This is a genomic window from Mycobacterium sp. PTI7, from assembly GCF_056679845.1.
Genome location: NZ_CM155252.1, coordinates 5488824 through 5514027, shown reverse-complemented (window position 1 = coordinate 5514027; position 25204 = coordinate 5488824). Strand labels below are relative to the sequence as shown.

The window sequence follows — 25204 nt, the reverse complement described above, 5'->3', positions numbered from 1 at the left end:
GTTGCTCCTCCTGGCGTTTCCGGCTCTTCAGACGTGTCAGAGCCAGTATCGCAAGAAGCTCGTCGCGGCGGCAGGCGGATGCGTCAGCGTGCCATCTGGGCGGCGACCGCCCGCACGTCCAGCAGCGACGACACGGCGACGATCCGCCCGTCCCGGAACTCGTAGAAGGCGTGTTCGGCGAACGTGATCGTCTCGCCCGTCGGCTCGAAACCCAGGAAGGTCCGTTCGGGCCGGCACCGGAACAGCAACCGGCACGCCACGACGTCGCCCTCGGCCACCACGCGGTCCGCGACGAAGCGCAGATCGGGGATCGTCCGCACGTCGTCCTCCAGCATCGCCCGGTAGCCAGTCAGTCCGAGCGGCCGGTCGTTGTGGGTCACGTCGTCGTCCACGAACTCGGCGAGCCCGTCCCACCGACGCTCGTTGAGGCAGTCGAGGTAGCGCTGGTAGACGATTCCGAGCACTAGACGGTGAGCACCATGCGGTAGCGCGCCTTGCCGGTGTCCATCGCCTCGTACGCGGCGGCCGCCTCGGCCAGCGGACGCTCCTCGATCATCGCCCGCACGCCGGTCTGCAGCGCGAAGTGCATGGTCTCCTCGACGTCGCGCGACGTGCCGGACGGATGTCCCGTCACCGACAGGCCGGAGTTGATCAGGTCCAGCGGGCTGATGGGCAGGTTGTCCGGCGTGACGCCGATGACGACGAGTTCGCCCTCGGGACCCAGCCCACCGATCGTCGCCGCCATGGCCGCGGAGTTGGCGGCGGTCGCGAGCACCACCCGGGCGCCGCCGAGGTCCCGCAGCGCCGCGGCCGGATCGGAAGCGTTCGAGTCGACGTAGTGGTGGGCGCCCAGCTTCTTGGCGTCCTCCTCCTTGCCCGGGCCGCGGGCGATCGCGACGGTCTCGAAGCCCATCGCCCGCGCGAACTGCACGCCGAGGTGGCCCAGGCCGCCGACGCCGAGGACCGCGACGAGGTCGCCGGCCTTGGCGCGGGTGTTGCGCAGCCCGTTGAAGGTCGTCACGCCGGCGCACCCCATGGGCGCGGCCTCGCTGAACGACAGTCCCTCGGGGATGCGGGCCAGCGCGGTCGCGGGCGCGGTCACCGATTCGGCGTAGCCGCCGGGGTACTGCCAGCCGGGGACCTGCATGCGCTCGCACTGCATGATGTATCCCTGCCGACACGGGACGCAGCGGTTGCAGTTGCCACCGAACCAGCCCACGGCCACGCGGTCGCCGACGGCGAAGTCCTCGACCCCGTCGCCCACCTCGGCGATGGTGCCCGCCACCTCGTGGCCCGGCGTCACCGGCCAGGACAGGTTCGGGAAGCCGCCGTTGACGAAGGCGTGGTCGGTGCCGCACACCCCGGAGGCGACGACGGCGATGCGCACGTGGTCACGCGGCGGGGACGTGGTCTCCACGTCGGTGAGGGTCAGCGCGGCGCCGGCGGACGGGACGTGGACTGCACGATGGGTGGCCATGTTTCGACAATAAGGGTGCGGACCCGCGCATGTATGCCTGCTAGCTGGAACAGCTCACCTGTGAGGGTGCACATCGTTGCGCCGGTATCTTGGTCTGCCATGACCACCACCACGCTCGCGCTGCTGCCGGACTACATGGATCCGCTGAACCTCATCGGATACTTCGGCACCTGGGCGCTCGTCGGTCTGCTGGTGGTGGTGTTCGTCGAGTCCGGCGTGCTGTTCCCGATCCTGCCCGGCGACTCGCTGCTGTTCGTGGCGGGCATGCTGGCGGCGGGCCATGCCGCCCAGGACGTGGCGGCGTCGGCCAACTTCGAGCTGTGGCAGTTGCTGGTGTTCATCCCGCTGGCGGCGATCCTGGGTGGTCAGGTGGGCTACTGGATCGGCCGCAGCATCGGCACCTCGATGTTCAAGCCCAACGCACGGTTCCTCAAGCAGAAGTACCTCGACGAGGCGCACCTGTTCTTCGAGCAGCGCGGCCCGTTCGCGATCGTCCTGGCGCGCTTCGTGCCGATCGTCCGCACGCTGGCGCCCATCACCGCGGGTGCGGCGAAGATGAACTACGGCGCATTCGCGTTCTGGAACATCCTCGGCGCCGTCGTGTGGGGTGTCGGGCTGACGCTGCTCGGGTTCTGGCTGGGCAGCTTCGAGATCGTCCAGAAGCTCCTCGAGCCGATCTTCATCCTGATCGTGCTGCTGTCGGTGCTGCCGATCTTCATCGAGTGGTTCAAGCGCCGCCGCGAAGCCCGCCGGCGGGGTGCGCTCCCCGGCGAGCCCGCGCCCGGCGAGGTCTAGAGCAGGTCCAACTCGGAGGCGAGTTCGCGCAGGGCGGGCCGCGGGTCCATCATCGGGTCGTCGCCGAGCACCTGCAGCACCACGTGGTCGGCGCCTGCGTCCAGGTGCGCCTTCACCGACGCGGCCGCGGCGGGCACCGACCCCATGCCGACGATCGCCTTCGCCAGCTTGTCGGAGCCGCCGTGCACCAGGTCGGACTCGTCGAAGCCCTGTCGCAGCCACGAGTTCCGGTAGTTGGGCAGCCCGCTGTAGACGTTGAGGTGCTGGTGCGCCCACTGCAGCTGCTCCTCGGGCGAGCCGCCGACGGTGACGGCCTGCTCGGACACGATCCACTTGTCCGGGCCGAGGATGTCGCGGGTGACGCGGGTCTGCTCGGGCAGCACCAGGTAGGGGTGGGCGCCGTCGGCGTGCGTGCCGGACAGCTCGATCATCTTGGGTCCGAGCGCGGCCAGGAGCCGTACCGGCCGGCCGGCGCCGGGCTCGATGACCTCGGGGACCGCCGCCATCTTCTCGAGGTAGTCGCGCATCGTGGCCAGCGGCTTGGCGTAGGTCTTGCCCATGCCGTGCTCGACGAGCGGGGCGTGGCTGACGCCGAGGCCGAGCATGAACCGGCGCGGGAACAGCGAACTGATGGTGCGGGCACCGGTCTCGGCGGCCGACGGGATGCGCACGTGAATGTTGGCGATGCCGGTGCCGACCACCAGGCGCTCGGTGGCGCTCAGGAACGCCAGCGACTGCGTCAGGCACTCCTTGCCGGTGACCTCGGGGATGAAAAGCGAACCGAATCCCAGAGTTTCGATCTCGCGGGCCACCTCGATGGCGTCGGGCATCGCCCAGGTCTCACTGGCCCACCACACACCGATGCGGCTGGGGAAGTCGATTTCGGGACGGCTCGAGTCGGTCATGCCCTCGACTCTAGGCACCCTACTTCCTGAAGCGACCGGCGAATCCCCGTAACGGCACGTCGGCACTGGTCAGCAGTCCCGGCGGCGCGGCCACCACGGACCTGATGACGTTGAGCGCCGGCAGCCCCGTGACCGTCATCCCGATCGAGGCGAAGCTCGACGGATCGGACAGGTCCACACCGGGTTTCGGGAAGATCATGTGCTTGTTGTAGATGCAGGGGTCGCCCTTGATCTGCGTGATGTAGCAGCCCTTGATGTCCCAGCTGGGATCGGTGTGCGGCGTCATCTGCCATTCGAGGTGCGTCTCGATGCGCGGCACGCCGTCGACCATGCCCTGGTACTTGAGGTAGTTGCCGCCGAGCGATCCCTTGGGCAGCGTGTACCAGCCGAGGTCGACGACCTTGGTGCAGGCGCCGAGTTCGTAGCTGAACGTCACCTCGTCGAGCGCGAGGTCGAAGCAGTCGGCCATCATCAGCACGCTGTCGGCGAAGACCCGGGTGTACTTCTCCAGCTTGCCGGGGATCGACGGGTCGTCGACGGGCAGTCCGTACCCCACCTCGATCCAGGTGTCCTTGCTGTGATGGCAGGACACGTCGACCGATTCGATGGTGGTGACGTTCTCGATCTCGGCGACGTCGGCCGAGCACGCGACCCCGAGGATCTGGTTGACGCCGGGGTTCATGCCGGTGCCGTAGAACGTGGAGCCGCCCACGGCGCACGCGTCGGCCAACAGCTGGGAGACCGGCTTCCCCGACGGGTGCGGGTGGTTGGTGTCGCGATGCCACCCGGTGATCCAGTCGGCGGTGGTGACGACGTCGATGCCCGCCTCGAGGACCCGGACGTAGAGGTCCTCGTCGGGGAACACGCCGTGGAAGGTCAGGACGTCGGGCTTCGCGGCGACGATCTCCTCGACGGACCCGGTGGCGACCACCCCGATCGGGTCGATGCCGACGAGTTCGCCTGCGTCGCGGCCGATCTTGTCGGCCGTATAGCAGTGCAACCCGACCAGTTCGAGATCGGGATGCGCGCCGATGCGCTTGATCATCTCGGACCCGACGTTGCCGGTGGCGACCTGGAAGACGCGGATCGGTGTGGAAGTCACTGCTGTGGAACTCCTCTGGTGTCGAGTGCGGCCAAATCCGCAGCGCTGCCGCCGCGGCCGTCGGGATAGAACTGCATGGCCCACGTGCGGATCGCGGTGAAGCCCTCGTACTCGGACGTCGCCAGGGCGGGCGGGTCGGAGTAGCGCTGATGACTCCAGATGTGGACGTCCTGGGCGAACTGCCGGATCACCTCGTCGCCGAACTCCGCGGCCTTCGTTTCGTGCCGGGGACTGTCCTTGCCGGGCGTGCGGCCGATGTACACGGAGAAGCGGACGTCGGACGTGCGCTCGTCGACCGGCGTGATCGCCGAGATGGTCCGGTTGTCGATCATCCCCCAGCTCTTGGTGACCGCGATGCCGAGTCCGCCGTTGATCGCCTCGACGCCGCTGTCGACGTCCTCGATCCGCTGCCCGTCGTCGCCCTCGAAGGTGATCGTGAAGTCCACGTAGGACACGGGTTCGGCGAAGTCGTGCCGGGTGAAGACGGGGACGATGGGCGTCTGGTGCACGAACTTGAAGTGGGCGAAGTCGACGCCGTTCTCGAGCACGTACTGCGGATGCAGTTCCAGCGCTTCGCGATACAGCCGCTGCTGCGGGTAGTAGTCGGCCGGGCTGCTGCCGTCGGCGAAGCTCGCGAAGACGTCGGGTGCGTCGAAGAACGGCTCGCGGCCCTCGAGGTCGTGCCAGACGTAGATGGCCTCGTTGCGTTCGGCCACCGGGTAGGTACGCATCCGCCGGCCGCGGTTTGGCCGGGACTCGTAGGGGATGCACGTGTTTCGACCCTCGGCGTTCCACTGCCAGCCGTGGAACGGGCACTGGATGACCTCGCCGACGACGTGGCCGCCGAAGCCGAGGTGCGCGCCGAGGTGTTCGCAGTAGGCGTTCATCACGGTCACCCGGCCGGACTCCGAGCGCCAGGCCACCATGTCCTCGCCGAAGTACGTCATGGCGTGGACGGCACCGACCGCGACCTGCTCGGACCAGGCGACCTGGAACCAGCCCGTCGGCTTCATCGAGAGTGGCGGTTGGGCCATGTGGACAAGAATCACAGAGGGCTCTACGATTCGTCAAGTGTCCGACGCGACGAGCATCCGTCGCCCGAACCGACGCGGTCAGGCCACGCGGGACGGGATGCTCGACGCCGCACTGCGGGCGTTGGCCACCGGCGACGTCGCGGCCGCCTCGGGCAACCGGATCGCCAAGGATGCCGGCGCGACGTGGGGCGCGGTGAAGTACCAGTTCGGCGACGTCGACGGGCTGTGGGCGGCGGTGCTGCGCCGCACCGCCGAGCGCCGCGGCATGCTCCCGTCGCAGGCCACCCCCGAAGCGCCACTGCGCGAACGGGTCTCGGCCATCATCGACCTCCTCTTCGACGGTCTGGATGCACCCGACTCGCGGGCCATCGAGACGCTGCGCGCCGCACTCCCCCGCGACGGCGCCGAACTCGAGCGGCTCTACCCCCGGACGGCGGCCGAACTGCAATCGTGGGGCCGCAGCTGGATCGAGGCGTGCCAGACCGCGTTCGCCGACGTCGACGTGGACCCCGGCCGGGTCCGCGAGGTCGCCTCGTTCATCCCCGGCGCGATGCGGGGCCTGGTGTCGGAGCGCCAGCTCGGCTCGTATTACGACCTGGACTTGGCGCGCACCGGCCTCACCAACGCGATCGTCGGCTACCTGCAGCGCTCACTCTGAGGCGTCCAGCGCACGGATCAGGCTGGCGGCGTCGAACGGGCCCTGGTGCCGCCTGCCGTTGACGAAGAACGTCGGCGTCGTGTTGAGGTCCATCAGCTCGGCGTCCTGCGCGTCGTCCATCACCCGGTGCAGCACCCGCGGCGAGTGCAGGTCCTCGTCGAACTTCCCGACGTCGCAGCCCACACCGTCGGCGTAGCGGTAGATGTGCTCCCACTCCAGGAAGTCCTGGAACTCGAACATCCGGGCGCCCATCTCGAAGTACTTGCCCTGCAATCCGGCTGCCTCCGCGGCCCGTGCGGCGTCCATCGCGTGGGGGTGCACCCGCTCCATCGGGAAGTGCCGCCACACGTAACGCAGCCGGTCGCCAAAGTGGGCCCGGACCTCGTCGATCGATCCGGTGGCCCGGCTGCAGAACGGGCATTCGTAGTCGCCGTACTCGACGAGTGTCAGCGATGCGTTCGGGTTGCCGCGCACGTGGTCGCGCGCTGGATCCACCTCGCGGATCAGCGTGGCGCCCACCGCCACCGGCGGGCTCAGCCGGTCGGTCACCCGGAACCACAGCCAGCCCAGCGTGAACGCGAGGACCGAGGCGGCGAGCACGCCGACGCGGGCCTGGTCCTGCTTGACCGGGTCGGTGATGGCGATGTCGACGATGAACAGCGAGATGGTGAACCCGATGCCCGACAGCGCCGCACCGCCCGCGACGCGGCGCAGCGTCAGCCCGGGAGCCAGCCGGCCGACGCCGGTCGCCCGGACCAGCGCCGTCGCGGCGGTGATGCCCACCAGCTTGCCCACCACCAGACCCGCGATCACGCCCCACGTCAGGGGCGACCGCACCGCGTCCGACACCGTGCCGGCGTCGAGGCGCACCCCGGCGTTCGCCAGCGCGAACAACGGCAGCACCAGGAACGACACGTACGGGCCGAAGCCCGTCTGCAGCCGCTCGTTGATCGAGATCGACTCGCGCAGACTGCGGGTGGCGGCGCGGGCGTACTCGGAGTTCGGGGACTGCCGGAAGGCGCGGATCACCTCCGCGGCCTCCTCGACCCGCTCGCGCTCCGGGGTGAACACCGGGATCAGCAGCGCCACGGCCACTCCCGCGAGCGTCGGGTGCACCCCGCCGGCGAACAGTGCCAGCCACAACCCGAGGCCCAGCACGAAGTAGGCGGGGCCGCGCCCGACGGGCAGCAGCCGGACCGCAGCGATCGCGGCGAGCAGCGCCACCGCGAGCAGCAGCGGCCAGATCCGCAGCTGATCGGAGTAGAACAGCGCGATCGCGAGCAGCGCGCCGACGTCGTCGACCACGGCCAGCGTGAGCAGGAACGTCCGCAGCCGGGACGGGTACTTGGGCCCGATGATCGCGAGCGCGCCGACGAGGAACGCGGTGTCGGTGGAGATCACGACACCCCAGGCGCGGGCGTCGTCGCCGCTGGGGTTCAGCAGCAGGAACACCACGGCGGGCAGGATCAGCCCGGCGACGGCCGCGAGCACCGGCACCGCCGCGCGTGACCGGTCGGTCAGTTCCCCGATCGTGAACTGGCTCTTGACCTCCAGCCCGACGATGAAGAAGAAGAACGTCATCAGGCCGTCGTTGACGAGGTGCTTGATGGTCAACTCGGCGTGCGCGTCGCCCACGACGAGACCGACGTGCATGTCCCAGAAGTCGGTGTAGCTCTGCGACCACGGCGAGTTCGCCCATGCGATCGCGAGCACGGTGAACAGCAGCAGCAGTGCGGCCGCGGTGTTCTCGCCGCTGCGCGCCGCCGTCGGATCCCGGCCGAACCGGCTCGGCCGCGACTGCGCCTTCTCGCTCACGTCCGAGCGTGCCCCGCGAAGACGTCCAGCAGGTCGGGCCGGTCGACGGCGCTGGGGGTCAGCACGTCGGATGGTGTGGCGCCGAGCAGGATCCGCTTGATCGGGATCTCGAGCCGCTTGCCGGTCATGGTGCGCGGGATCCCCGGGACGGCGATGACGTCGTCGGGCACGTGCCGTGGCGACGCGCCCGTCTTGATGGCGGCGACGATCTTCGCCCGCAGGTCGTCGTCGAACTCGACACCGTCGGCGAGCGCCACGAACAGCGGCATCCAGTAGCCACCGTCGTCGAGTTCGCAGCCGACCACCAGGCAGTCGGTGACCTCGGCGAGACCCTCGACGGCGTTGTAGATCTCGGCGCTGCCCATCCGGACGCCCATCCGGTTCAGCGTGGCGTCCGACCGGCCGTGCACCACGACGGACCTGCGGTCGGTGATGGTGAGCCAGTCACCGTGACACCAGACGCCGTCGTACTTGTCGAAGTAGGCGTCGTGGTACTTCGCGCCACCCTCGTCGTTCCAGAAGAACACCGGCATCGACGGCATCGGCTTGGTGATGACCAGCTCGCCCGCCTCCTCGGTGACCGACGTGCCGCCGTCGGCCCAGGCCTCGATGGCCGCGCCCAGGCACAGCACGTTGAGTTCGCCCGCCCGGATCGGCACCAGCGGGCAGCCGCCGATGAAGGCGGTGACGACGTCGGTGCCGCCGCTCGCCGACACGATGGGGATGCGCCGCCCCAGGCCCTCCTGGATCCAGCGGTAACCCGATGCGGGCAGCGGAGATCCGGTGGAGCCGACGGCTCGGACCGCCTCCAGCGCGAACTCCTCGCCGGGCCGCAGGTCCTCCTTGGCGCACGCCAGCCAGTAGCCCGCACCCGCGCCCAGCACCGTGGTGCCGGTGTCGGCGGCCACCTGCCAGAGGTGGTCGGTCCGGCCGTAGGTGGGACTGCCGTCGTAGGTCACGATCGTCGACCCGACGAGCAGGCCGCCGAGCAACAGGTTCCACATCATCCAGCTGGTGCTCGACTGCCAGAAGAAGCGGTCCTCGGGACCAAGGTCGAGGTGCAGCGCGAGGTACTTGAGATGCTCGAGGACGACGCCGCCGTGCCCGTGCACGATGCCCTTCGGCGTGCCGGTGGTGCCCGAGGAGAACAGCACCCACAGCGGCTGCGCGAACGGCACCGGCGTGATCTCCAGCGGCGCATCGAGTTCCAGCACCGCCGACCACGGCGTGACGTCCTCAGTGGGCGCGGTGCCGAGCCGCGGCACCACGACCGTCGCCTTCAGCGTCGGCAGCTGGCTGCGGATCTCGGCGAGTTCGGCGCTGCGGTCGATCCGCTTGCCGTTGTAGAACGATCCGTCGCTGGCGACGAGGACGCTGGGCTCGAGCTGACTGAGCCGCGCGGTGACGCCACCGACGGCGAGGTCCTGGTTGCAGACCGCCCACGTCGCGCCGACCGCGGCCGCGCCGAGGAACGCCACGACGGCCTCGCCGACGTTGGGCATGTATCCGACGACGCGGTCACCGGGCCGCACCCCGTGCGAGCGCAGGAACGCGGCGAACGACGCCGTCTCCCGTCGCAAGCGGTCCCACGACCACTCGACGGTGGCGTCCTCGCCGGCCACCACCATCGCGGGCCGGTCGGCGGTCTCGTGCCGGAACACCTCGGTGACGTAGTTGAGCGTGACGTCCGGAAACCACTGCGCGCCCGGCATGCTCGCATCGGCCAGCGCGGTGCCGGGCTGCTGCTCGGAGCGAACGTCGAAGAAGTGCCACACCGCGTCCCAGAACCATCCCGGGTCGCGCACCGACTCCGCCCACAGCGCGTCGTAGCCGTCGAACTCGCCGCGTCCGGTCTCGGCCAGCCACCCGATGAAGCGGGTCAGATTCGCGGCGTCGATCCCGGCCTGGTCCGGTTCCCAACTACCCGTCAGCTCATCGGCGAGGGTCATCTACTCCTCTTCCTCCTTCGAGGGTTCGTCCGCAGGCTCGTCGCTCAAGGTGTGCGCGGCCTCCATCAGCATCCAGCCGGCCAACTGCACCGACAGGTCGCGTTCGGGGATCGCCGAGGAGTTCACCGCACCCTCGACGGATTCGGCGTCCTTCCCGGCGGCGGTGGGCACCACGGCGGCGCGGTCCCAGAACGCGCCGAACAGGGGCAGCCCGTCGACGGTCTGGCGGTAGTCCCACGCCGAGCGGGCGGACTTCAGCACCAGGTCCTTTGCGATCGACCGGGTCTCGGTGTCCTCGGGCGAACGCTCCGGCAGCGTCGTCGCCACCAGCGCGAGGTAGCGCGCGGTGACGCCGTTGAAGAGGCCGCCGTCACCACCGCCCGCACCCTGGATGACGCCGTCGGGCGCCATGCCGTCGCGCACCGCGGCGACGAGCCGCCGCACCCGCGGGGCGTGGCGGTCGTCGGCGGTGCGTGCGGCGAGTTCGGTCTCGAGGCCGAGGACGACGCCCTGGCAGTACGTGTACTGCGCGCGCACCAGCGAGCCCGCCTTGACGCCGTCGAACACCAGGTGCGACTCGGGGTCGATCAGCGTCTCGTCGATCCAGTCGGCCATCTGCTGGGCGCGACGCAGCCGGTCGTCGTAGCGCGCGAGGAAGATGCCCGCGGGCCCGTTGGCCGGGGCGTTGAAGAACTGGTCCTGCTTGCGCCACGGGATGCCGCCGCCATCCTCGGGCACCCAGGAGTTGAGGAACTGGTCGGCCAGCGTCGACAGCGCCTTCGGCCGCTCGACGCCCGCCAGCCGGCCCGCGCGCTCCAGCGCGAGCGCCAGCCACGCCATGTCGTCGTAGTAGTCGTTGGTCCACTTGAGCGTGTTCCGCAGGCGGTGGCCACGGATCTGGCGCTCGATGCGCTGCACCCGCTCGGCCTGGGGGTCGCGTACGTGCGCGTCGACGAGGCAGTCCAGGAGGTGCGCCTGCCACCAGTAGTGCCACGTGCCGAACGTCCGGTACTTGCGCTCCGACGGCCAGGCGACGACGCCGAGCTGCGTGCCCGGCAGCTGCCACAGTTTCCGCAGGTGCCGCGTCGTGACGGCGGTTTCCGCGCTGGCGGCGCGGTTGGCCCAGAGCTGATCCATACCCCCGATCCTGCCCTACCAGGCCTGGCCGAGGTCGGCGTGTCGGGCGATCCACGCGTGCATCGCGATGCCCGCCGCCACCGCCGCGTTGATGCTGCGGGTCGATCCGAACTGCGCGATGGACACCGTCGCCGCGGCTCCGCGGCGCGCGTCGTCGGTGATCCCGGGGCCCTCCTGCCCGAACACCAGCAGACAATCCCGCGGCAGCGTCGTGTGTTCCAGCGGTACCGCCCCGGGCACGTTGTCGACGGCGATCACGGCGAGGCCCGCGCCTGCCGCGAACTCGAGCAGGTCGGCGGTGGTCTCGTGGTGGGCGAGCCGCTGGTAGCGGTCGGTCACCATCGCGCCGCGCCGGTTCCAGCGGCGGCGGCCCACGATGTGCACGGTGTCGACGGCGAACGCGTTCGCGGTCCGCACCACGGTGCCGATGTTGGCGTCGTTGCCGAAGTTCTCGATCGCGACGTGCAGCGGGTGCCGCCGGGTGTCGATGTCGGCGACGATCGCCCGTCGGGTCCAGTACCGGTAGGCGTCCACGACGTTGCGGGTATCGCCCTCGCGCAACAGGTCCGGGTCGTAGCGCGGATCGTCGGGCAGGTCACCCGGCCGTTCCGATGTCCACGGCCCGACGCCCGGCGCGGTGCCCCACTCGGTGGGTCCGGGCTCAGACACTGGGCGTCGTCCACAGCGCCGCATGGGTGCCCATGACCGAGACCGTGGCGTAGAGCAGCGCGGAGTTGATCTCGCCCTGGGTGCACAGCGACGCGCGCACCGCGACGGCCTCGAGCGACGCCTCGGGCAGCACCAGCAGCGACGACCCGTAGATCGAGCAGGCGTACGACAGCCCCCGGCCCGGCAGCGTGGGTGCCACGGTGACCATCAGCGGGCCACCGCGGCGGGCGGAGTCCTCGCGGTAACGCGCTGCGAGGCCGTTGATTTCGAGCCCGAGCAGCATGTAGCCGTTGCCCTGGAACGCCGTCGGATCGCCGAGCGCGGTGGGGTCCAGCTTCCCGCCGTCGGCGCGGAAGGCGTCGACGGTGGAGGTCTGCAGGATCAGGCCGGTGTCGTTGTCATTGGTGGGCGTCAGCCCCACGGGGAACGACGCCGGATACGCGACGGTGGTGCCCGCGATCCGGTCCTGCGGGGAGTAGGCGTAGACGCCGCGCACCTGGGCCTGGTCGCGCATCGGGCCCAGGCACACCGTGCCGCGCAACGAGTCCGGGGTGGCCGTCGCCGGCTGGATGTCCAGTGTCGTCAAGTCGGCGCACCCGCCGACGGCGTTGGACTCGACGGGGTGGGCGAGCGCGCCGTACAGCCCGAGCCGGATGCTGTCCGGCTTCGCGCGGGGCGCGGCGGGATCCGAGGGTGCGGCGTCGACGTCGACGAGGACGTAGTCACCCTCGAAGCGCAGGTTGGCCACCGACAGGTTCCAGCCGAGCACGGCCTGGGAGGCCCCCAGCGTCGCCGACTCCGCGCCGTACGGGCCGGACTCCTCGGCGCTGCCGGAGCAGGCGGCCAGCAGGACGACCACCAGTAGAGCTGCGAGTGCGCGCCTCACGTCCGCCCGCGGCCGCGACCGACTACCTTGGTCAACGCGCGCACCGCATTTCGCGGCACCATGCGCCCGCCGGTGGTCAGCACCTTGTACTGCAGCCCCGGCACGATCACGACCTTGCCCTTGGCGACGTCGGCCAGGCAGTCGCGCACCACGTCGCCCACCTCGAGCCACAGGATGGACGGGGTGCCGTCCATGTCGATGCCCGCGCGCTCGTGGAACTCGGTGCGCACGAAGCCCGGGCACAGCGCATGGACGCCGACGCCGGTGCCGTCGAGGCCGTTGGCGAGCCCCTCGGAGAACGCGACCACCCATGCCTTGGACGCCGAGTAGGTCGAGCCGCGGCCCGGCAGCAGACCGGCCACGCTCGCGACGTTGATGACGGTGCCCTCGCCGGCGGCCAGCATGGGCGGCAGTGCGGCGTGCGTCAGCGCCATCACGGCGGTGACGTTGACGTCGAGCTGGCCCTGCAGGACGGCGAGGTCCGCGGTCCAGAACTCACCCGAGGTGCCGAAGCCGGCGTTGTTCACCAGGGTCCGCACGCCCGTCGAGAGCCGCTCCGCGACCCGTGCCCGGTCCTCGGCGACGGCGAGGTCGGCGACGAGTACCTCGACCTGGGCGCCCGCCTCGTCCCGCAGTTCGGCGGCGAGGGCCTCGAGGCGGTCGACGTCACGCGCCACGAGCACGAGGTCATGGCCGTCGAGGGCGTAGCGGCGCGCGAATCCCGCGCCCAATCCGGACGTCGGTCCGGTGATCATCGTGACGGGGCGGGACATGCCCGACAGGGTAGCGGCTAGCGCTGGTGGTGAGCCGACTGGCGGCCGTTGCGCGCGGGCGGGCGCTGCTGGGTGTAGCGACCCACGTCGGCACGTGAGGGCGGCTGGTCGGCGCGGCCCGCGGGCAGTTCGGCGGGACGGGCCGGCGCGAACGGGCGGCTGGCGGCGGCGCCGCGGCGCGCACCCGGGCCGGCGACGGGGCTCTGGCCGGGCTGCGGCACGGGCGGGAGCACGCGGAGCAGGTCGTTGAACTGGCGGACCGTGAGCAGACCCTCGTCCCACTGGGCGCGGGTGCTGCCGACCGGCATCGCGACGAGCGTCCAGTTCTGCTCGTTCCACATGATCTCGGCGCAGTCCGGTGCGGCGTGCGCGAACGTGACCATGCGCCGGTCGCAGGCGCGGCGGGCGGCGTCGAGGTTGGTGGAGTAGACCATCCGCGGGCCGATGGCGCCGAGCAGCCACACGTCGCTCTCGCGCGGTTCCTTGATGTCCTTGAGGCGCACGTCGACGACGACGTTGGTGCCGACCTTGCGGTGCAGCGCGATGACGGTCGCGACGTCCTCGAGATCGAAGATGAAGACGGCCTCGCCGCGGATCTGGCCGAGGACGACGTTCTTGGCGGTCACGTCGCCGACCGTGGACATCACGCCGCGCTTCCAGCGCTTCACGATGTCCGAGGATTCGGGCTCGTAGTCGAAGCCGTGCGACTTGGCCCAGGACTTGCGGCGACGGCCCAACCCACGACGACGGTCACTGTCGACGTACAGCAGTACGGCCGCACCCACGAAACAGAGTGCGGACAGCGTGAACCAGAGAGGAACCATTGCCACCAGACTACTTGCTCCGGCCGTCGATGCCAGAACGGATACGGGTCACAACCCCGTCACGGGCGGTGCGGCCACCCGGACGGTGCGGCCACCGATACTGAGGTGGTGAGCGATCTCGCCGAAAAGGCCTATCTCGTCGTCGGCGCCAGCGGTGCGCTCGGATCCCGGGTCGCGCGGTCGCTGGCCGACCGCGGCGCCTCGGTGACGGTCACCGGCCGGTCGGAGGACGCGCTGGCGGGGCTGGGCATCGACGGCGCGCACGTGGTGGTCGCGGACCTGCGCGAACCGGACGCCGGGCGCACGGTCGTCGAGGCCGCGGCCGAACGGCACGGCCACCTCGACGGCGTGGTGATCGCGGCCGGGGTGGTGGCGTTCGGCCCGCTCGCCGACATCGACGACGACACCATCGACGACCTCGTGCTCGTCGACTTCCTGGCGCCCGTGCGGATCATCCGGGCCGCCCTGCCCGTGCTGCCCGCCGGCGGGGTGATCCTCGGCATCAGCGCGGTGGTCGCCGAGAAGCCCATGGCCAACATGGCCGTGTACTCCGCGGCGAAGGCCGCCACCGCCGCGCTGTTCACGGCCGTGCGCGGCGAGGCGCGGCGCCGCAAGGTGCGCATCGTCGACGTCCGGCCGCCGCACACGGAGACCGGGCTCGCCGGCCGCGCGATCGCTGGCGATCCGCCGAAGCTGCCGACCGGCCTCGATCCCGACGCCGTCGCCGCGCGCATCGTCGAGGCGCTGCTCGGCGACGAGACCGACGTTCCCAGCACCGCGTTCTAGCGGCGGGTCCCGACAACGCTGGTGCAGATCTCGGCGCGGCGCTCACCGCGCAGTCCGCGAACAGACGCAAACTCCCCTCCTTCACCAGGAAGGAGGGGAGTTCACGTCTTGTCGCGGGGGGAAGGTCAGCCCAGGATCAGGCCTTCACCGTCCGGGCTCACGTTGACCGGCACGACGTCGCCGTCGTGGACCTCGCCGGCCAGCAGCAGCCGGGCCAGCTGGTCGCCGATGGCCTGCTGCACCAGCCGGCGCAGCGGGCGGGCGCCGTAGAGCGGGTCGAAACCGCGCTCGCCGAGCCACTTCTTGGCCGGTAGCGACACCTCGAGGGCCAACCGGCGCTGGGCCAGCCGCTTCTGCAGCTGGTCGAGCTGGATGTCGACGATGCGCACCAGCTCCTCGGGGTTGAGCCCGTCGAAGATCAGCACGTCGTCGAGACGGTTGATGAACTCCGGCTTGAACGCCGATCGCACCGCCGCCATCACCTGCTCCTCGCTGCCGCCCGACCCGAGGTTGGACGTCAGGATGAGGATGGTGTTGCGGAAGTCGACCGTGCGGCCCTGACCATCGGTCAGCCGGCCCTCGTCGAGCACCTGCAGCAGCACGTCGAACACGTCCGGGTGCGCCTTCTCGACCTCGTCGAACAGCACCACCGAGTACGGCCGGCGGCGTACCAGCTCGGTGAGCTGACCGCCCTGGTCATAGCCGATGTAGCCGGGAGGCGCACCGACCAGCCGTGCGACGGAGTGCTTCTCGCCGTACTCGCTCATGTCGATGCGGACCATCGCCCGCTCGTCGTCGAACAGGAAGTCCGCGAGCGCCTTGGCCAGCTCGGTCTTGCCGACGCCGGTCGGGCCGAGGAACAGGAACGAGCCCGTCGGGCGGTTCGGGTCCGCGACGCCGGCCCGGCTCCTGCGCACCGCGTCGGAGACGGCGGCGACGGCCTTGCGCTGGCCGATGACGCGCTTGCCCAGCTCCTCCTCCATGCGGAGCAGCTTGGCGGTTTCGCCCTCGAGCAGCCGTCCGGCCGGGATGCCGGTCCACGCCTGCACCACCTCGGCGATGTCGTCGGGGCCGACCTCCTCCTTCAGCATGACGTTCTCCTGCGCCTGCGCCTGGGGCAGCGCAGCGTCGAGTTGCTTCTCGATCTGCGGGATCCGGCCGTACCGGAGTTCGGCGGCCTTGGCGAGGTCGCCGTCGCGCTCGGCGCGCTCGGACTCGCCGCGCAGGTTGTCGAGCTGCTCCTTGAGGTCGCGGACGACGTCGATGGCGCTCTTCTCGTTCTGCCACCTGGTGGTCAGTTCCGAGAGCTGCTCCTTCTTGTCGGCCAGCTCGGCGCGCAGCTTCTCCAGCCGATCCTTCGACGCGGCGTCCTCCTCCTTGGCCAGGGCCATCTCCTCGATCTCGAGGCGACGGACCAGACGTTCGACCTCGTCGATCTCGACGGGGCGGGAGTCGATCTCCATGCGCAGCCGGGAGCCGGCCTCGTCGACGAGGTCGATGGCCTTGTCCGGCAGGAAGCGGCTGGTGATGTAGCGATCGGACAGCGTGGCGGCGGCGACCAGCGCGGAGTCGGTGATGCGCACGCCGTGGTGCACCTCGTAGCGGTCCTTGAGACCGCGCAGGATGCCGACGGTGTCCTCGACGGACGGCTCGCCGACCAGCACCTGCTGGAAGCGGCGCTCCAGGGCGGCGTCCTTCTCGATGTACTTGCGGTACTCCTCGAGCGTGGTGGCGCCGACCATCCGCAGTTCGCCGCGGGCCAGCATCGGCTTGATCATGTTGCCCGCGTCCATCGCGCCCTCGCCGGTGGCGCCGGCGCCCACGATGGTGTGCAGCTCGTCGATGAACGTGATGACCTGACCGGCCGAGTTCTTGATGTCGTCGAGGACGGCCTTGAGCCGCTCCTCGAATTCACCGCGGTACTTGGCGCCGGCCACCATCGAGCCCATGTCGAGCGAGACGACGGTCTTGTCGCGCAGGCTCTCCGGCACGTCGCCGGCGATGATGCGCTGGGCCAGGCCCTCGACGATCGCGGTCTTGCCGACGCCGGGTTCGCCGATCAGCACGGGGTTGTTCTTGGTGCGACGGCTCAGCACCTGGACGACGCGACGAATCTCGTTGTCGCGCCCGATGACCGGGTCGAGCTTGCCCTCGCGGGCACGTGCGGTCAGGTCGGTGGAGTACTTCTCCAGCGCCTGATAGGTGGCCTCCGGGTCGGGGCTGGTGACGCGGGCACTGCCGCGGACCTTGGTGAACGCCTCGCGCATCGCCTGCGGGGATGCGCCCGCGTTCGTCAGGAGCTTCGCGACGTCGCTGTCACCGGTGGCGAGTCCGACGAGCAGGTGCTCGGTGGAGACGTACTCGTCGTCCATCTCGGTGGCCAGGTGCTGGGCGGCGGTGATCGCGGCGAGCGATTCGCGGGACAGCTGCGGCGTCGAGTTGGCGCCGCTCGCGCTGGGCAGCCGCTCGACGAGGCGCTGGACCTCGGCGCGGACCGTTGCGGGTTCGACTCCGACCGCCTCGAGCAGCGGCGCGGCGATGCCGTCGTTCTGCGTCAGCAACGCCATCAACAAGTGGGCGGGCCGGATCTCCGGATTGCCTGCAGCGGTTGCCGCCTGCAACGCCGAGGTCAGCGCCGCCTGGGTCTTCGTGGTCGGGTTGAACGAGTCCACGACACCTCCATCTCTCAACTGGGGGAAAATGCTTCTCGCCTTGCACAACGCAGTCAAGGTTGAGTCTGTTCCGCTCAACTCTAACCAATTTCAGCGCGACGCGACGCCGACCCGTGGGATGCAGGAGGCTGAACCCGTGTACCACCCACCGCCACCTCGACGTCGTGCCCCGATCCTTGCGCTGATCGCCGGGCTGGTGGTGCTGGTCGTGGCCGCCCTCGCGGTGGTCGTCGTGGTCGCGCGGCCGGACGCCGTCACCGGCACCGCGGTGCGCGACCCCGCCGAAAGGCTCACCGACGAGGAGCAGATCACGGCGTCCGTGAACGCCTTCGAGCAGGCCTGGAACGACGGCGACTTCGCGGCGTTCCAGCCCGTCCTCTGCGCGGGCGCCCAGGCCAGCGACGAGTTCACCGAGAGCGAGTTCCTCGAGGCCCGCGATCTGGGCGGCGTGCTGGACCTGACGGTGGAGTCGGTCGACGTCGACGGTGACGCGGCCGTCGCCGACGTCGCCAACGACGGCGAGAACAACCAGGACATCGCGCTGGTCCGCGAGGGCGGCGCGTGGAAGTGGTGCGAGTTCTAGTTGTAATCCCAGTACTGCAGCCAGGTGACGAGCGCGAAGACGGCCAGCGCGGCGGCGTAGCCGGTGAGCACGATTCCGACGCCGCGCAGCGTGACGCCGAGGGCGGCACCGTCCACCGGGTCCAGCCACCGCCGCATCCGCCGCACCGCGAACGGCATGAGCACCCACTGCAGCAGCGAGACGCTGAGCACCTGACTGAGCCAGATGGTCAGCCACGGCCCGGCACCGAGGCCCTCGAACAGCGGGCCGACGAACCGGGACAGCAGCATCACCGTCGGGTAGAGCACCAGGAGGACGAGCATCGCCGACTTCCAGCCGGGGGTCAGCTTGGTCTGGCCGTCCTCGACGCGGATCGTGGTGCCGAACGGCGTGGTCTGCGTGAACGTCGCGAAGTCCTTCACCAGCGTCGACCTCAGCGTCTGCAAAGCGTCCCGCCGCTGCCCGGACTCCAGGTATGTCGACAGCTGGCGGTCGGTGCGAAAGCGGATGACGGACAGGCGTTCTCCGCTGCGATCCACGGGGAACACCGCGGTCCCCTCGTACCCGGGGAAGCCGGCGCTGATCGTCACGAGTTCCGACTGCGCGGCGACGAACTCCGCGTCGCGGCCGGGCGCGACGGAGTGCCGGAAGGCGGCCACCCCCGCTGGTGTCGACTGGCCGTCGACGAGGAGCAGGTCCGACGCGGCCCGACGGATCCCCCGCGCCGCACCGGCGTCGGCCAACGCGCGGCGCGCGGGGTCGTCCAGCCAGCCGTGCAGCTGGTCCTCCGTGGCGAAGCTGGTCGCCACCGCGTGCTGCAGGTCGCCCTCGTCGCGCAGCGATCCGACGCAGTCGACGAAGCCCGTGCGGGTCGCGGCCTCCGCGCGGACCTCGCCGATCCACGCATCCAACTCGTCGGGGTGGACGGGGCCGTGCAGCACCGTCACGGCAATCGCGACCACGTCAATCTCCCTCGTCCTGGAGTGGATTCCGGCACAGGCGCAAGCACGGTCACGCTACCTTTCACCTCGATGCTCACCGAACTGATTCCGCTCGCCCTGGTGGTGGCGCTGTCGCCGCTGTCGATCATCCCGGCGGTGCTGGTGCTGCACACACCCCGGCCGAAGCCGACGGGACTCGCGTTCCTGCTCGGCTGGGTGGTCGGACTGGCCCTCCTGGTGGCGGCGTTCATCGAGGTGTCCGGACTGATGGGCGGACTCGACGAGAAGCCCCGGTGGGCGTCCTGGGTCCGGGTGGTCGTCGGCGTCGCACTCCTCGCGTTCGGCGCGTACCGCTGGGTGACCCGCGCGCGCTCCGAGCACAGCCCGAAGTGGATGAGCAGCCTGACGGGCATCGCGCCGGGCCGCGCCGTCGTGACGGCCGCCGTCCTCACGGTGGTCAATCCGAAGGTGTTGTTCATCTGTGCCGCAGCGGGTGTGGCCATCGGCACCGAGGGATTGGGCCGGCCGGGAGTGTGGCTCGCCGCGGCGGTGTTCGTCGCGGTCGCGGCGTCGACGGTGGCGCTCCCGATCCTCGCCTACGCGGTCTCGGGCGACAGGATGCGCGAGCCGTTGACGCGGCTCAAGGAGTGGATGGAACGCCGGCATGCGGCGCTGGTCGCCGGCATCTTGATCGTGATCGGATTGATGGTGTTGTACAAGGGGATTCACGGCCTGTAGCCGTCACAGGTCGGGCAGGCCCAACTCGTCGGCGTCGGCGGTGAGGTAGCGGGTGACGGTGGGCGCCAGCAGCCGTGCGACGTCATCGGCGGGCAGTGTCGCGAGCGGCGGCACCTTGATCACGTACCGCATGAGGGCCGTGCCGACGAGGCTGGTCGCGGCCAGCATGGCGCGCAGGCGGGCCTGCTCGTCGCCGCCGATGACCCCGGACACCGCGGTCAGGACGTAGCCGCGCATGAACGTGCGGAAGGCGTCGTTGGCGTCGGGGTTGGACGTGGCGGACTGCAGGATCGCCGCCATGGTGGACGCCGTCTCGGGCGCCTCCCAGATCTGGAGGTACTGGGCGACGAGGCGCTCGCCGATGGTGCCGTCGCGGCCCGCCATCGCCGTCGCGAGCAACGTCGGGTCGATGATCAGGCGCAGCGACTCCTTGAACAGGTCGGCCTTGGACCCGAACAGGTAGAGCACCATCGACGGGTCGACGTGCGCATCCTTGGCGATCGCCCGCAGCGTCGTCTTCTCGTAACCGTCCCGGCCGAAACGCTCCTTCGCCGCTGCCAGCACCGCGTCGCGCGACACGGGTTCGCCCTGCCGCCGCCCTCGCCTGTTCGGCGTCTTCGCTGGTGGAGACACCCTGGGACCCTAACATTTCATCAACCGTTGAAAACTTGACAGTGCCGGGGTTACGCTCGCGCCATCGAATTCAACGTCCGGTGAAAAGAGGACCGATCATGACCATCGACGCACCGCACCGGCACGGCCGGCAGTCCCACGACACCCCGGCGGTCGCACGTGCCGCCGGTGTCGTCGTGGCCCTCACCCTCGCGATCGCGCTCCTGGCGGTCGCCTTCGCGCTCCCCGCGGTGAAGTCCGCGCCGCGGGACGTGCCCATCGGCGTCGCCGGGCCCGCGCCGGCGCTCACCCAGATCACCGACCGCATCGGCGGCGCCGCGCAAGGTGCGTTCGCCGTCACGGTCTACTCCGGCGAGGGCGAGTTGCGGCAGGCCATCCTCGACCGAAAGGCATACGGCGGCATCGCCGTCGGCCCACAGGGCCCCGTGCTGCTCGTCGCCACCGGCGGCAGCCCGGCCATCGCCACGACGCTCGAGCAGCTGGGCGCGGGCATGTCGAAGGCGACCGGAATGGCCCTGCGCACCGACGATCTCGCGCCGCTGCCCACCGGCGATCCGCGCGGTGTCGGCGTGGCGGCGTCCGCACTCCCGATCACGCTGGCCGGCATCGTCCCCGCCATCGTCCTGACGCTGGTGCTGGGCGGCGCCGGATGGGCACGGCTGGCCACCGCGCTGGTGTTCGCCCCCGTGGCGGGCGTCAGCATCGCGGCGCTGCTGAGATTCGTCTTCGGCTCCGTGGAGCAGGACTTCTGGGGCGTCGCGGGCGCACTGTCGCTGGGCATCGCCGCGGCACTCCTGCTGATCCTCGGCCTGGGATCGCTGTTCGGCCGCGTCGGCCTCGGCGTCGGCGCGGGCCTGGCCGTCCTGGTCGGCAACCCGCTGTCGGGGCTGGCGAGCGCGCCCGAGATGCTGCCCACCCCGTGGGGGACCGTCGGTCAGCTGCTGCCGCAGGGCGCCACCGCGACGCTGCTGCGCTCGGCGGCGTACTTCTCCGGCGCGGGCGGCACGGCGGCGATCGTGGTGCTGACCTGCTGGTCGGCGGCGGGAGCCGCGATGGTGGCCGTCGCCGCGCTGCGACACGCGAAGGCACCAGCGCACCTCACTTAGACTCGGGCGGCGTGGGACTCGACGACCGTGACGCGCTGCTGACGCTGCGTGGAGCGCTCGACCTGGACGGCCGCGCCGACGGGGTGATCGGCGACTTCTACAGCCGCTGGTTCGCCACCGACTTCTCCGCGCGCGACCTCTTCCCGCCCGATCTGCACCACCAGCGGAGGGTCTTCGCCCGGGCGCTGTCGTGGGTGCTCGGCGAGATGGCCGAGCAGCGGGCGCAGGAGCCGGTGGCGTTCCTCGCCCAGCTCGGCCGCGACCACCGCAAGTACGGCGTCACCCAGCGGCACTACGACACGCTGGGTCCAGCCCTGCTCGCCGCCTTCCGGACCCGCTTCGCCGACCGCTGGGACGGAGCACTCGGCGACACCGCACGCGACGTCGTCGACCTGATGGTCGGCGTCATGCACGGCGCGGCCGACGCGGAGAAGGGTCCGCCGTACCGGGACGCCACCGTCGTCGACCACATCCGGGCCACACGAGACGTGTCGATCATCCGGCTCCGGCTGGACCGGCCGATGTTCTACCACCCGGGCCAGTACGTGACGGTCCAGGTGCCGCAGTGGCCGCGGCGCTGGCGCTTCCTGTCCCCCTCGATCCCCGCCGACCGTGACGGCGACATCGAGTTCCACGTCCGCTCGGTGCCGGGCGGGATGGTCAGCACCGCGATCGTCGGCGAGACCGCGGTGGGCGACCGGTGGCGGATGTCGAACCCGCACGGCGGACTGCACGTCGACCGCGACGGCGGGGACGTACTGATGGTCGCGGGCAGCAGTGGGTTGACGCCGCTACGGACGATCATCATGGACCTGCAGCGCTTCGCGGAGAACCCGCGCGTGCACCTCTTCTACGGCGCCACCTACCCCTGCGATCTGTACGACCTGCACACGCTGTGGCAGGTCGTCTCGATGAACCCGTGGCTGTCGGTGACGCCGGTATCGGAGTTCGCCACGAATCCGCCCTGGGCCGCCGACTACCCCGTCGAGCCGCCGCCACGGGGACTGCACGTCCGCCAGACCGGCGTCCTCGCCGACGTCGTGACCCGCTACGGCAGCTGGAGCGACCGGCAGATCCTGATCAGTGGTGGCCCCGCGATGATCGAGGCGACGAAGGCCGCGCTCGTCGCCAAGGGCGCCGACGCGGAGCGCATCCAGCACGATCCCCCGGCCGCCTGACCGTGACAGAATTCGAGGATGCCTGAGTTCGAGTCCGTCACGCTGACCGATCCGTCGTCGTCGCTGACCGCCACGTTCGTGCCGGGCGCCGGCATGATCAGCACGTCCCTCGCCGACGACGGCGCCGAGTTCCTCGGTCAGCGTCGCGGGCTCGATGCCTACGTCACGGACGGCAAGACGATGGGCATCCCCATCCTCTACCCGTGGGCGAACCGGTTGAGCGCCAAGGACTACGAGGTCGACGGCACCCCGGTCATGCTCGTCGAGGGGATCGGCGGGGTGCGCACCGACGAGCACGACGCCCCGATCCACGGCGTGCTGGCCGCCTACCGGGGGTGGGTCGTCACCGAGCGCTCGGCCAACGGCCTGACGGCGACGCTCGACTTCGGTGCCGATCCGACGTTGCTCGCATCGTTCCCGTTCCCGCACGTGCTGACCCAGCAGGTGACGCTGGGCGGCCGCACGCTGACGATCGAGACCACCGTCGCCGCCACCACCGACGTCCCCGTGCCGCTGTGCTTCGGCTACCACCCGTACCTGACGATTCCAGGCGTGCCGCGCGACGACTGGACGATCACCACGCCGACGATGCGACACCTGCCGGTGGACGACCACGGGCTGCCGACCGGCGCCCACGAGTCGTGGTCCGGCGGTGCGCGGCCGCTTCGGGGAACCACCTACGACGACGGTTTCGACGAGGTGCCCGAGGGTGCGGTGTTCAGCCTCACCGGCGGGGACCGTCGCGTCGACGTGACGTACGAGATCGGTTATCCGGCAGCGCAATTGTTCGCACCGCCCGGTGACGCGCTCGTCGGCATCGAGCCGATGGCGGCCCCCACCGACGCACTGCGCCGGGGAGGCTACCGGTCGGCGGTCGAGGGATCGCCCGCGACGGCGCGGTTCTCGATCACCGTCACCTAGCGCGGGGACCCTTGCGGGGCTGCCACACGACCAGCGCGGTGCTCTTGGGCACCACCGCCAGGTCCCGGCGCTGCGAGGACCGCAGGCGGTCGAGTTCGTCGGCCATCTCCGACATCCGGGACTGCAGCGCCTCGACCTGATTGGTCAGCTCGATGATGCGCTTGATCCCCGCGAGGTTGACGCCCTCGTCCTGCGACAGTCGCTGCACCTCGCGGAGCAGATCGACGTCGTGCTGCGAATACCGCCGCCCACCACCGGAACTGCGCTGCGGGCTGACCAGCCCGAGCCGGTCGTAGGTGCGCAGCGTCTGCGCGTGCATGCCGGCCAGTTCCGCGGCCACCGAGATGAGGAAGGTGCGTGCGTCGTTGTGAGCGCTCATCACGAACCCGCCCATCCGGCCCGCGGATCGAAGCCACTGGCCCGCTCCGCCGTCGCATACGCCTCGAGCGCCTCGAGCGCCTCGCCCTCGAGGCTCGGCGGCACCGCGACCTTGACGGTGACCAGCAGGTCGCCGTGGCCGCCGCTGCGCTTCGGCACGCCCCTGCCGCGAACGCGGAGGATGCGGCCGTCCGAGGTGCCCTTCGGCACCCGAACCCCGACCTTACCCTCGAGCGTGGGTACGGAAAGCGTTGTGCCCAGCGCCAACTCGTGGAAGCTGACGGGAACCGTCACCACCAGGTCGTCGCCGTCCCGCCCGAACACCTTGTCGGGCCGCACGTGCACGGTGACGTAGAGGTCACCGGACGGCGCACCGCGCAGACCAGCCTCGCCCTGGCCGGCCAGCCGGATGCGCTGACCGTCCTCGACTCCCGGTGGAATCCGGACGTTGATGGTGCGGGTGCGGGTGATCTTGCCCTCGCCGTGGCACTCGTCGCACGGGTCGTCGATGATCGATCCGGTCCCGCGGCACTCGGTGCACGGCTCGGAGAAGCCGAAGGCGCCCTGGTTGCGGCTGATCACGCCGGCACCGTTGCACGACGGGCAGACCCGCGGGCTGGTGCCGGGACGTGCGCCGCTGCCGTGGCAGTTGGTGCAGGGCGCGGGGCTGGTGAGCCGCAGCGGCATCGCCACGCCCCGGGTGGCCTCGAGGAACGACAGTTCCGTCTCGGTCTCCAGGTCGTTGCCCCGCCGTGGCCGGCTCGGTCGCGCCTGCTGCGCGCCGCGGCCGAAGAGCCCGCCGAACAGGTCGCCGATGTTGGCGCCGCCGGTCTGACCGGCCGCACCGAACAGGTCGCCGAGGTTGACCTCGCCGTCGGTGCCGTAGCCGGTGCCGAATCCGCCGAAGTTCCCGTCGCCCGGGGTGAACCGGCGATTGAAGCCGCCACCCGCGAACAGCCGACGGGTCTCGTCGTACTCCTTGCGCTTGGCGGGGTCGGTCAGCACGTCGCGTGCCTCGCCGACCTCCTTGTACAGTTCGTCGGCCGCGGCATCGCCGGGCTTGCGGTCCGGATGATTCTCCGCGAGAAGCTTCTTCGCCACCCGCTTGATCTCCGCGGTGTCGGCATCGGAGGAGACGCCGAGCACCTTGTAGAAGTCCTTCTCAACCCACTCGCGCTGGGCCATTCCGCGTCACCTCCTTAACCTGCTGCATCAGTTGTGTACCTACTCTTGATCATGAGGCCTCGAGGCCCCGTACGGGTGTT

General features: G+C 70.5%; 25 protein-coding genes. 8 read left to right on the top strand and 17 right to left on the bottom strand.

The features are described from left to right. Nucleotides 1-83: 83 nt before the first annotated feature. Nucleotides 84-464 carry an ester cyclase gene (locus AC1MEY_RS26455; RefSeq protein WP_480228304.1) on the bottom strand — a complete coding sequence of 127 codons (381 nt, stop codon included), beginning with the start codon at nucleotides 462-464 and terminating at the stop codon, nucleotides 84-86. Next, complete coding sequence (locus tag AC1MEY_RS26450) at nucleotides 464-1477, bottom strand: alcohol dehydrogenase catalytic domain-containing protein (protein ID WP_480228303.1); 1014 nt, start codon at nucleotides 1475-1477, stop codon at nucleotides 464-466. The genes AC1MEY_RS26455 and AC1MEY_RS26450 overlap by 1 nt, the downstream gene beginning before the upstream one ends. Before the next feature lie 99 nt (nucleotides 1478-1576). Between AC1MEY_RS26450 and AC1MEY_RS26445 the strand changes: the two genes are divergently transcribed. Then, nucleotides 1577-2272, top strand: a complete 696-nt coding sequence (locus AC1MEY_RS26445; RefSeq protein ID WP_480228302.1) for a VTT domain-containing protein — start codon at nucleotides 1577-1579, stop codon at nucleotides 2270-2272. On the opposite strand, the gene AC1MEY_RS26440 is transcribed toward AC1MEY_RS26445, so the two are convergent. From AC1MEY_RS26440 to AC1MEY_RS26430, 3 genes are read right to left on the bottom strand one after another with little or no spacing between them, the layout of a single operon-like run. Continuing rightward, nucleotides 2269-3177, bottom strand: a complete 909-nt coding sequence (locus AC1MEY_RS26440; RefSeq protein WP_480228301.1) for an LLM class F420-dependent oxidoreductase — start codon at nucleotides 3175-3177, stop codon at nucleotides 2269-2271. The genes AC1MEY_RS26445 and AC1MEY_RS26440 overlap by 4 nt on opposite strands. Before the next feature lie 19 nt (nucleotides 3178-3196). Next, nucleotides 3197-4222, bottom strand: a complete 1026-nt coding sequence (locus AC1MEY_RS26435) for an NAD(P)H-dependent amine dehydrogenase family protein (RefSeq protein ID WP_480231682.1) — start codon at nucleotides 4220-4222, stop codon at nucleotides 3197-3199. Nucleotides 4223-4275: 53 nt separating this feature from the next. Next, the gene (locus AC1MEY_RS26430) at nucleotides 4276-5313 is read right to left on the bottom strand and encodes a Rieske 2Fe-2S domain-containing protein (protein WP_480228300.1); all 1038 of its coding nucleotides are present in this window, start codon (nucleotides 5311-5313) and stop codon (nucleotides 4276-4278) included. 97 nt (nucleotides 5314-5410) lie between these two features. Between AC1MEY_RS26430 and AC1MEY_RS26425 the strand changes: the two genes are divergently transcribed. Continuing rightward, nucleotides 5411-5971 (top strand): TetR/AcrR family transcriptional regulator, encoded by a 561-nt coding sequence (locus AC1MEY_RS26425; protein WP_480231681.1) that lies wholly within the window; start codon nucleotides 5411-5413, stop codon nucleotides 5969-5971. On the opposite strand, the gene nhaA is transcribed toward AC1MEY_RS26425, so the two are convergent. From nhaA to ttfA, 7 genes are read right to left on the bottom strand one after another with little or no spacing between them, the layout of a single operon-like run. Next, a complete protein-coding gene (gene nhaA, locus AC1MEY_RS26420) occupies nucleotides 5963-7786 on the bottom strand; it encodes a Na+/H+ antiporter NhaA (RefSeq protein ID WP_480228299.1) in 1824 nt (607 codons plus the stop codon). The two genes, AC1MEY_RS26425 and nhaA, sit on opposite strands and share 9 nt — an antisense overlap. Then, nucleotides 7783-9735: an acetoacetate--CoA ligase gene (locus AC1MEY_RS26415; RefSeq protein WP_480228298.1), complete on the bottom strand. Its 1953-nt coding sequence runs from the start codon at nucleotides 9733-9735 to the stop codon at nucleotides 7783-7785. The genes nhaA and AC1MEY_RS26415 overlap by 4 nt, the downstream gene beginning before the upstream one ends. After that, a complete protein-coding gene (locus AC1MEY_RS26410; protein ID WP_480228297.1) occupies nucleotides 9736-10872 on the bottom strand; it encodes a glycoside hydrolase family 76 protein in 1137 nt (378 codons plus the stop codon). Between the two features lie 15 nt (nucleotides 10873-10887). Continuing rightward, nucleotides 10888-11565, bottom strand: coding sequence for a TrmH family RNA methyltransferase (locus tag AC1MEY_RS26405; RefSeq protein WP_480228296.1), 678 nt, complete (start codon nucleotides 11563-11565; stop codon nucleotides 10888-10890). Next, nucleotides 11534-12427, bottom strand: coding sequence for a hypothetical protein (locus AC1MEY_RS26400; RefSeq protein WP_480228295.1), 894 nt, complete (start codon nucleotides 12425-12427; stop codon nucleotides 11534-11536). Before AC1MEY_RS26400 ends, AC1MEY_RS26405 begins: the two co-directional genes overlap by 32 nt. Then, a complete protein-coding gene (locus AC1MEY_RS26395) occupies nucleotides 12424-13200 on the bottom strand; it encodes an SDR family NAD(P)-dependent oxidoreductase (protein ID WP_480228294.1) in 777 nt (258 codons plus the stop codon). The genes AC1MEY_RS26400 and AC1MEY_RS26395 overlap by 4 nt, the downstream gene beginning before the upstream one ends. A 17-nt stretch (nucleotides 13201-13217) precedes the next feature. Continuing rightward, nucleotides 13218-14024: a trehalose monomycolate transport factor TtfA gene (gene ttfA, locus AC1MEY_RS26390; RefSeq protein WP_480228293.1), complete on the bottom strand. Its 807-nt coding sequence runs from the start codon at nucleotides 14022-14024 to the stop codon at nucleotides 13218-13220. 108 nt (nucleotides 14025-14132) lie between these two features. Between ttfA and AC1MEY_RS26385 the strand changes: the two genes are divergently transcribed. Beyond that, the gene (locus tag AC1MEY_RS26385; protein WP_480228292.1) at nucleotides 14133-14810 is read left to right on the top strand and encodes an SDR family NAD(P)-dependent oxidoreductase; all 678 of its coding nucleotides are present in this window, start codon (nucleotides 14133-14135) and stop codon (nucleotides 14808-14810) included. A 125-nt stretch (nucleotides 14811-14935) separates the two neighbouring features. On the opposite strand, the gene clpB is transcribed toward AC1MEY_RS26385, so the two are convergent. Next, nucleotides 14936-17482, bottom strand: a complete 2547-nt coding sequence (gene clpB / locus AC1MEY_RS26380; protein ID WP_480228291.1) for an ATP-dependent chaperone ClpB — start codon at nucleotides 17480-17482, stop codon at nucleotides 14936-14938. 136 nt (nucleotides 17483-17618) lie between these two features. Here clpB and AC1MEY_RS26375 point away from each other — a divergent pair, with 136 nt between their 5' ends. Continuing rightward, nucleotides 17619-18065: an Rv0361 family membrane protein gene (locus AC1MEY_RS26375; protein ID WP_480228290.1), complete on the top strand. Its 447-nt coding sequence runs from the start codon at nucleotides 17619-17621 to the stop codon at nucleotides 18063-18065. On the opposite strand, the gene AC1MEY_RS26370 is transcribed toward AC1MEY_RS26375, so the two are convergent. Continuing rightward, on the bottom strand, nucleotides 18062-19006 hold the full coding sequence (locus AC1MEY_RS26370; protein ID WP_480228289.1) for an antibiotic biosynthesis monooxygenase: 945 nt from the start codon (nucleotides 19004-19006) through the stop codon (nucleotides 18062-18064). The two genes, AC1MEY_RS26375 and AC1MEY_RS26370, sit on opposite strands and share 4 nt — an antisense overlap. 69 nt (nucleotides 19007-19075) lie before the next feature. On the opposite strand from AC1MEY_RS26370, the gene AC1MEY_RS26365 reads away from it, so the two are divergent. Next, nucleotides 19076-19723, top strand: a complete 648-nt coding sequence (locus AC1MEY_RS26365) for a GAP family protein (RefSeq protein WP_480228288.1) — start codon at nucleotides 19076-19078, stop codon at nucleotides 19721-19723. Between the two features lie 3 nt (nucleotides 19724-19726). On the opposite strand, the gene AC1MEY_RS26360 is transcribed toward AC1MEY_RS26365, so the two are convergent. Beyond that, nucleotides 19727-20356 (bottom strand): TetR/AcrR family transcriptional regulator, encoded by a 630-nt coding sequence (locus tag AC1MEY_RS26360; protein WP_480228287.1) that lies wholly within the window; start codon nucleotides 20354-20356, stop codon nucleotides 19727-19729. Nucleotides 20357-20454: 98 nt separating this feature from the next. Between AC1MEY_RS26360 and AC1MEY_RS26355 the strand changes: the two genes are divergently transcribed. The 3 genes from AC1MEY_RS26355 to AC1MEY_RS26345 are packed head-to-tail and all read left to right on the top strand — an operon-like array spanning nucleotide 20455 to nucleotide 23561. Further along, nucleotides 20455-21462, top strand: coding sequence for an ABC transporter permease (locus AC1MEY_RS26355; RefSeq protein ID WP_480228286.1), 1008 nt, complete (start codon nucleotides 20455-20457; stop codon nucleotides 21460-21462). 11 nt (nucleotides 21463-21473) lie between these two features. Continuing rightward, a complete protein-coding gene (locus AC1MEY_RS26350) occupies nucleotides 21474-22640 on the top strand; it encodes an FAD-binding oxidoreductase (protein ID WP_480228285.1) in 1167 nt (388 codons plus the stop codon). Nucleotides 22641-22658: 18 nt separating this feature from the next. Continuing rightward, nucleotides 22659-23561, top strand: a complete 903-nt coding sequence (locus AC1MEY_RS26345; RefSeq protein WP_480228284.1) for an aldose 1-epimerase — start codon at nucleotides 22659-22661, stop codon at nucleotides 23559-23561. Here AC1MEY_RS26345 and AC1MEY_RS26340 read toward each other — a convergent pair. Together AC1MEY_RS26340 and dnaJ are read right to left on the bottom strand one after the other, a co-directional pair. Next, nucleotides 23554-23940, bottom strand: coding sequence for a heat shock protein transcriptional repressor HspR (locus tag AC1MEY_RS26340; protein WP_480228283.1), 387 nt, complete (start codon nucleotides 23938-23940; stop codon nucleotides 23554-23556). The two genes, AC1MEY_RS26345 and AC1MEY_RS26340, sit on opposite strands and share 8 nt — an antisense overlap. Continuing rightward, a complete protein-coding gene (dnaJ, locus tag AC1MEY_RS26335) occupies nucleotides 23940-25124 on the bottom strand; it encodes a molecular chaperone DnaJ (RefSeq protein WP_480228282.1) in 1185 nt (394 codons plus the stop codon). The genes AC1MEY_RS26340 and dnaJ overlap by 1 nt, the downstream gene beginning before the upstream one ends. Nucleotides 25125-25204: the final 80 nt, after the last annotated feature.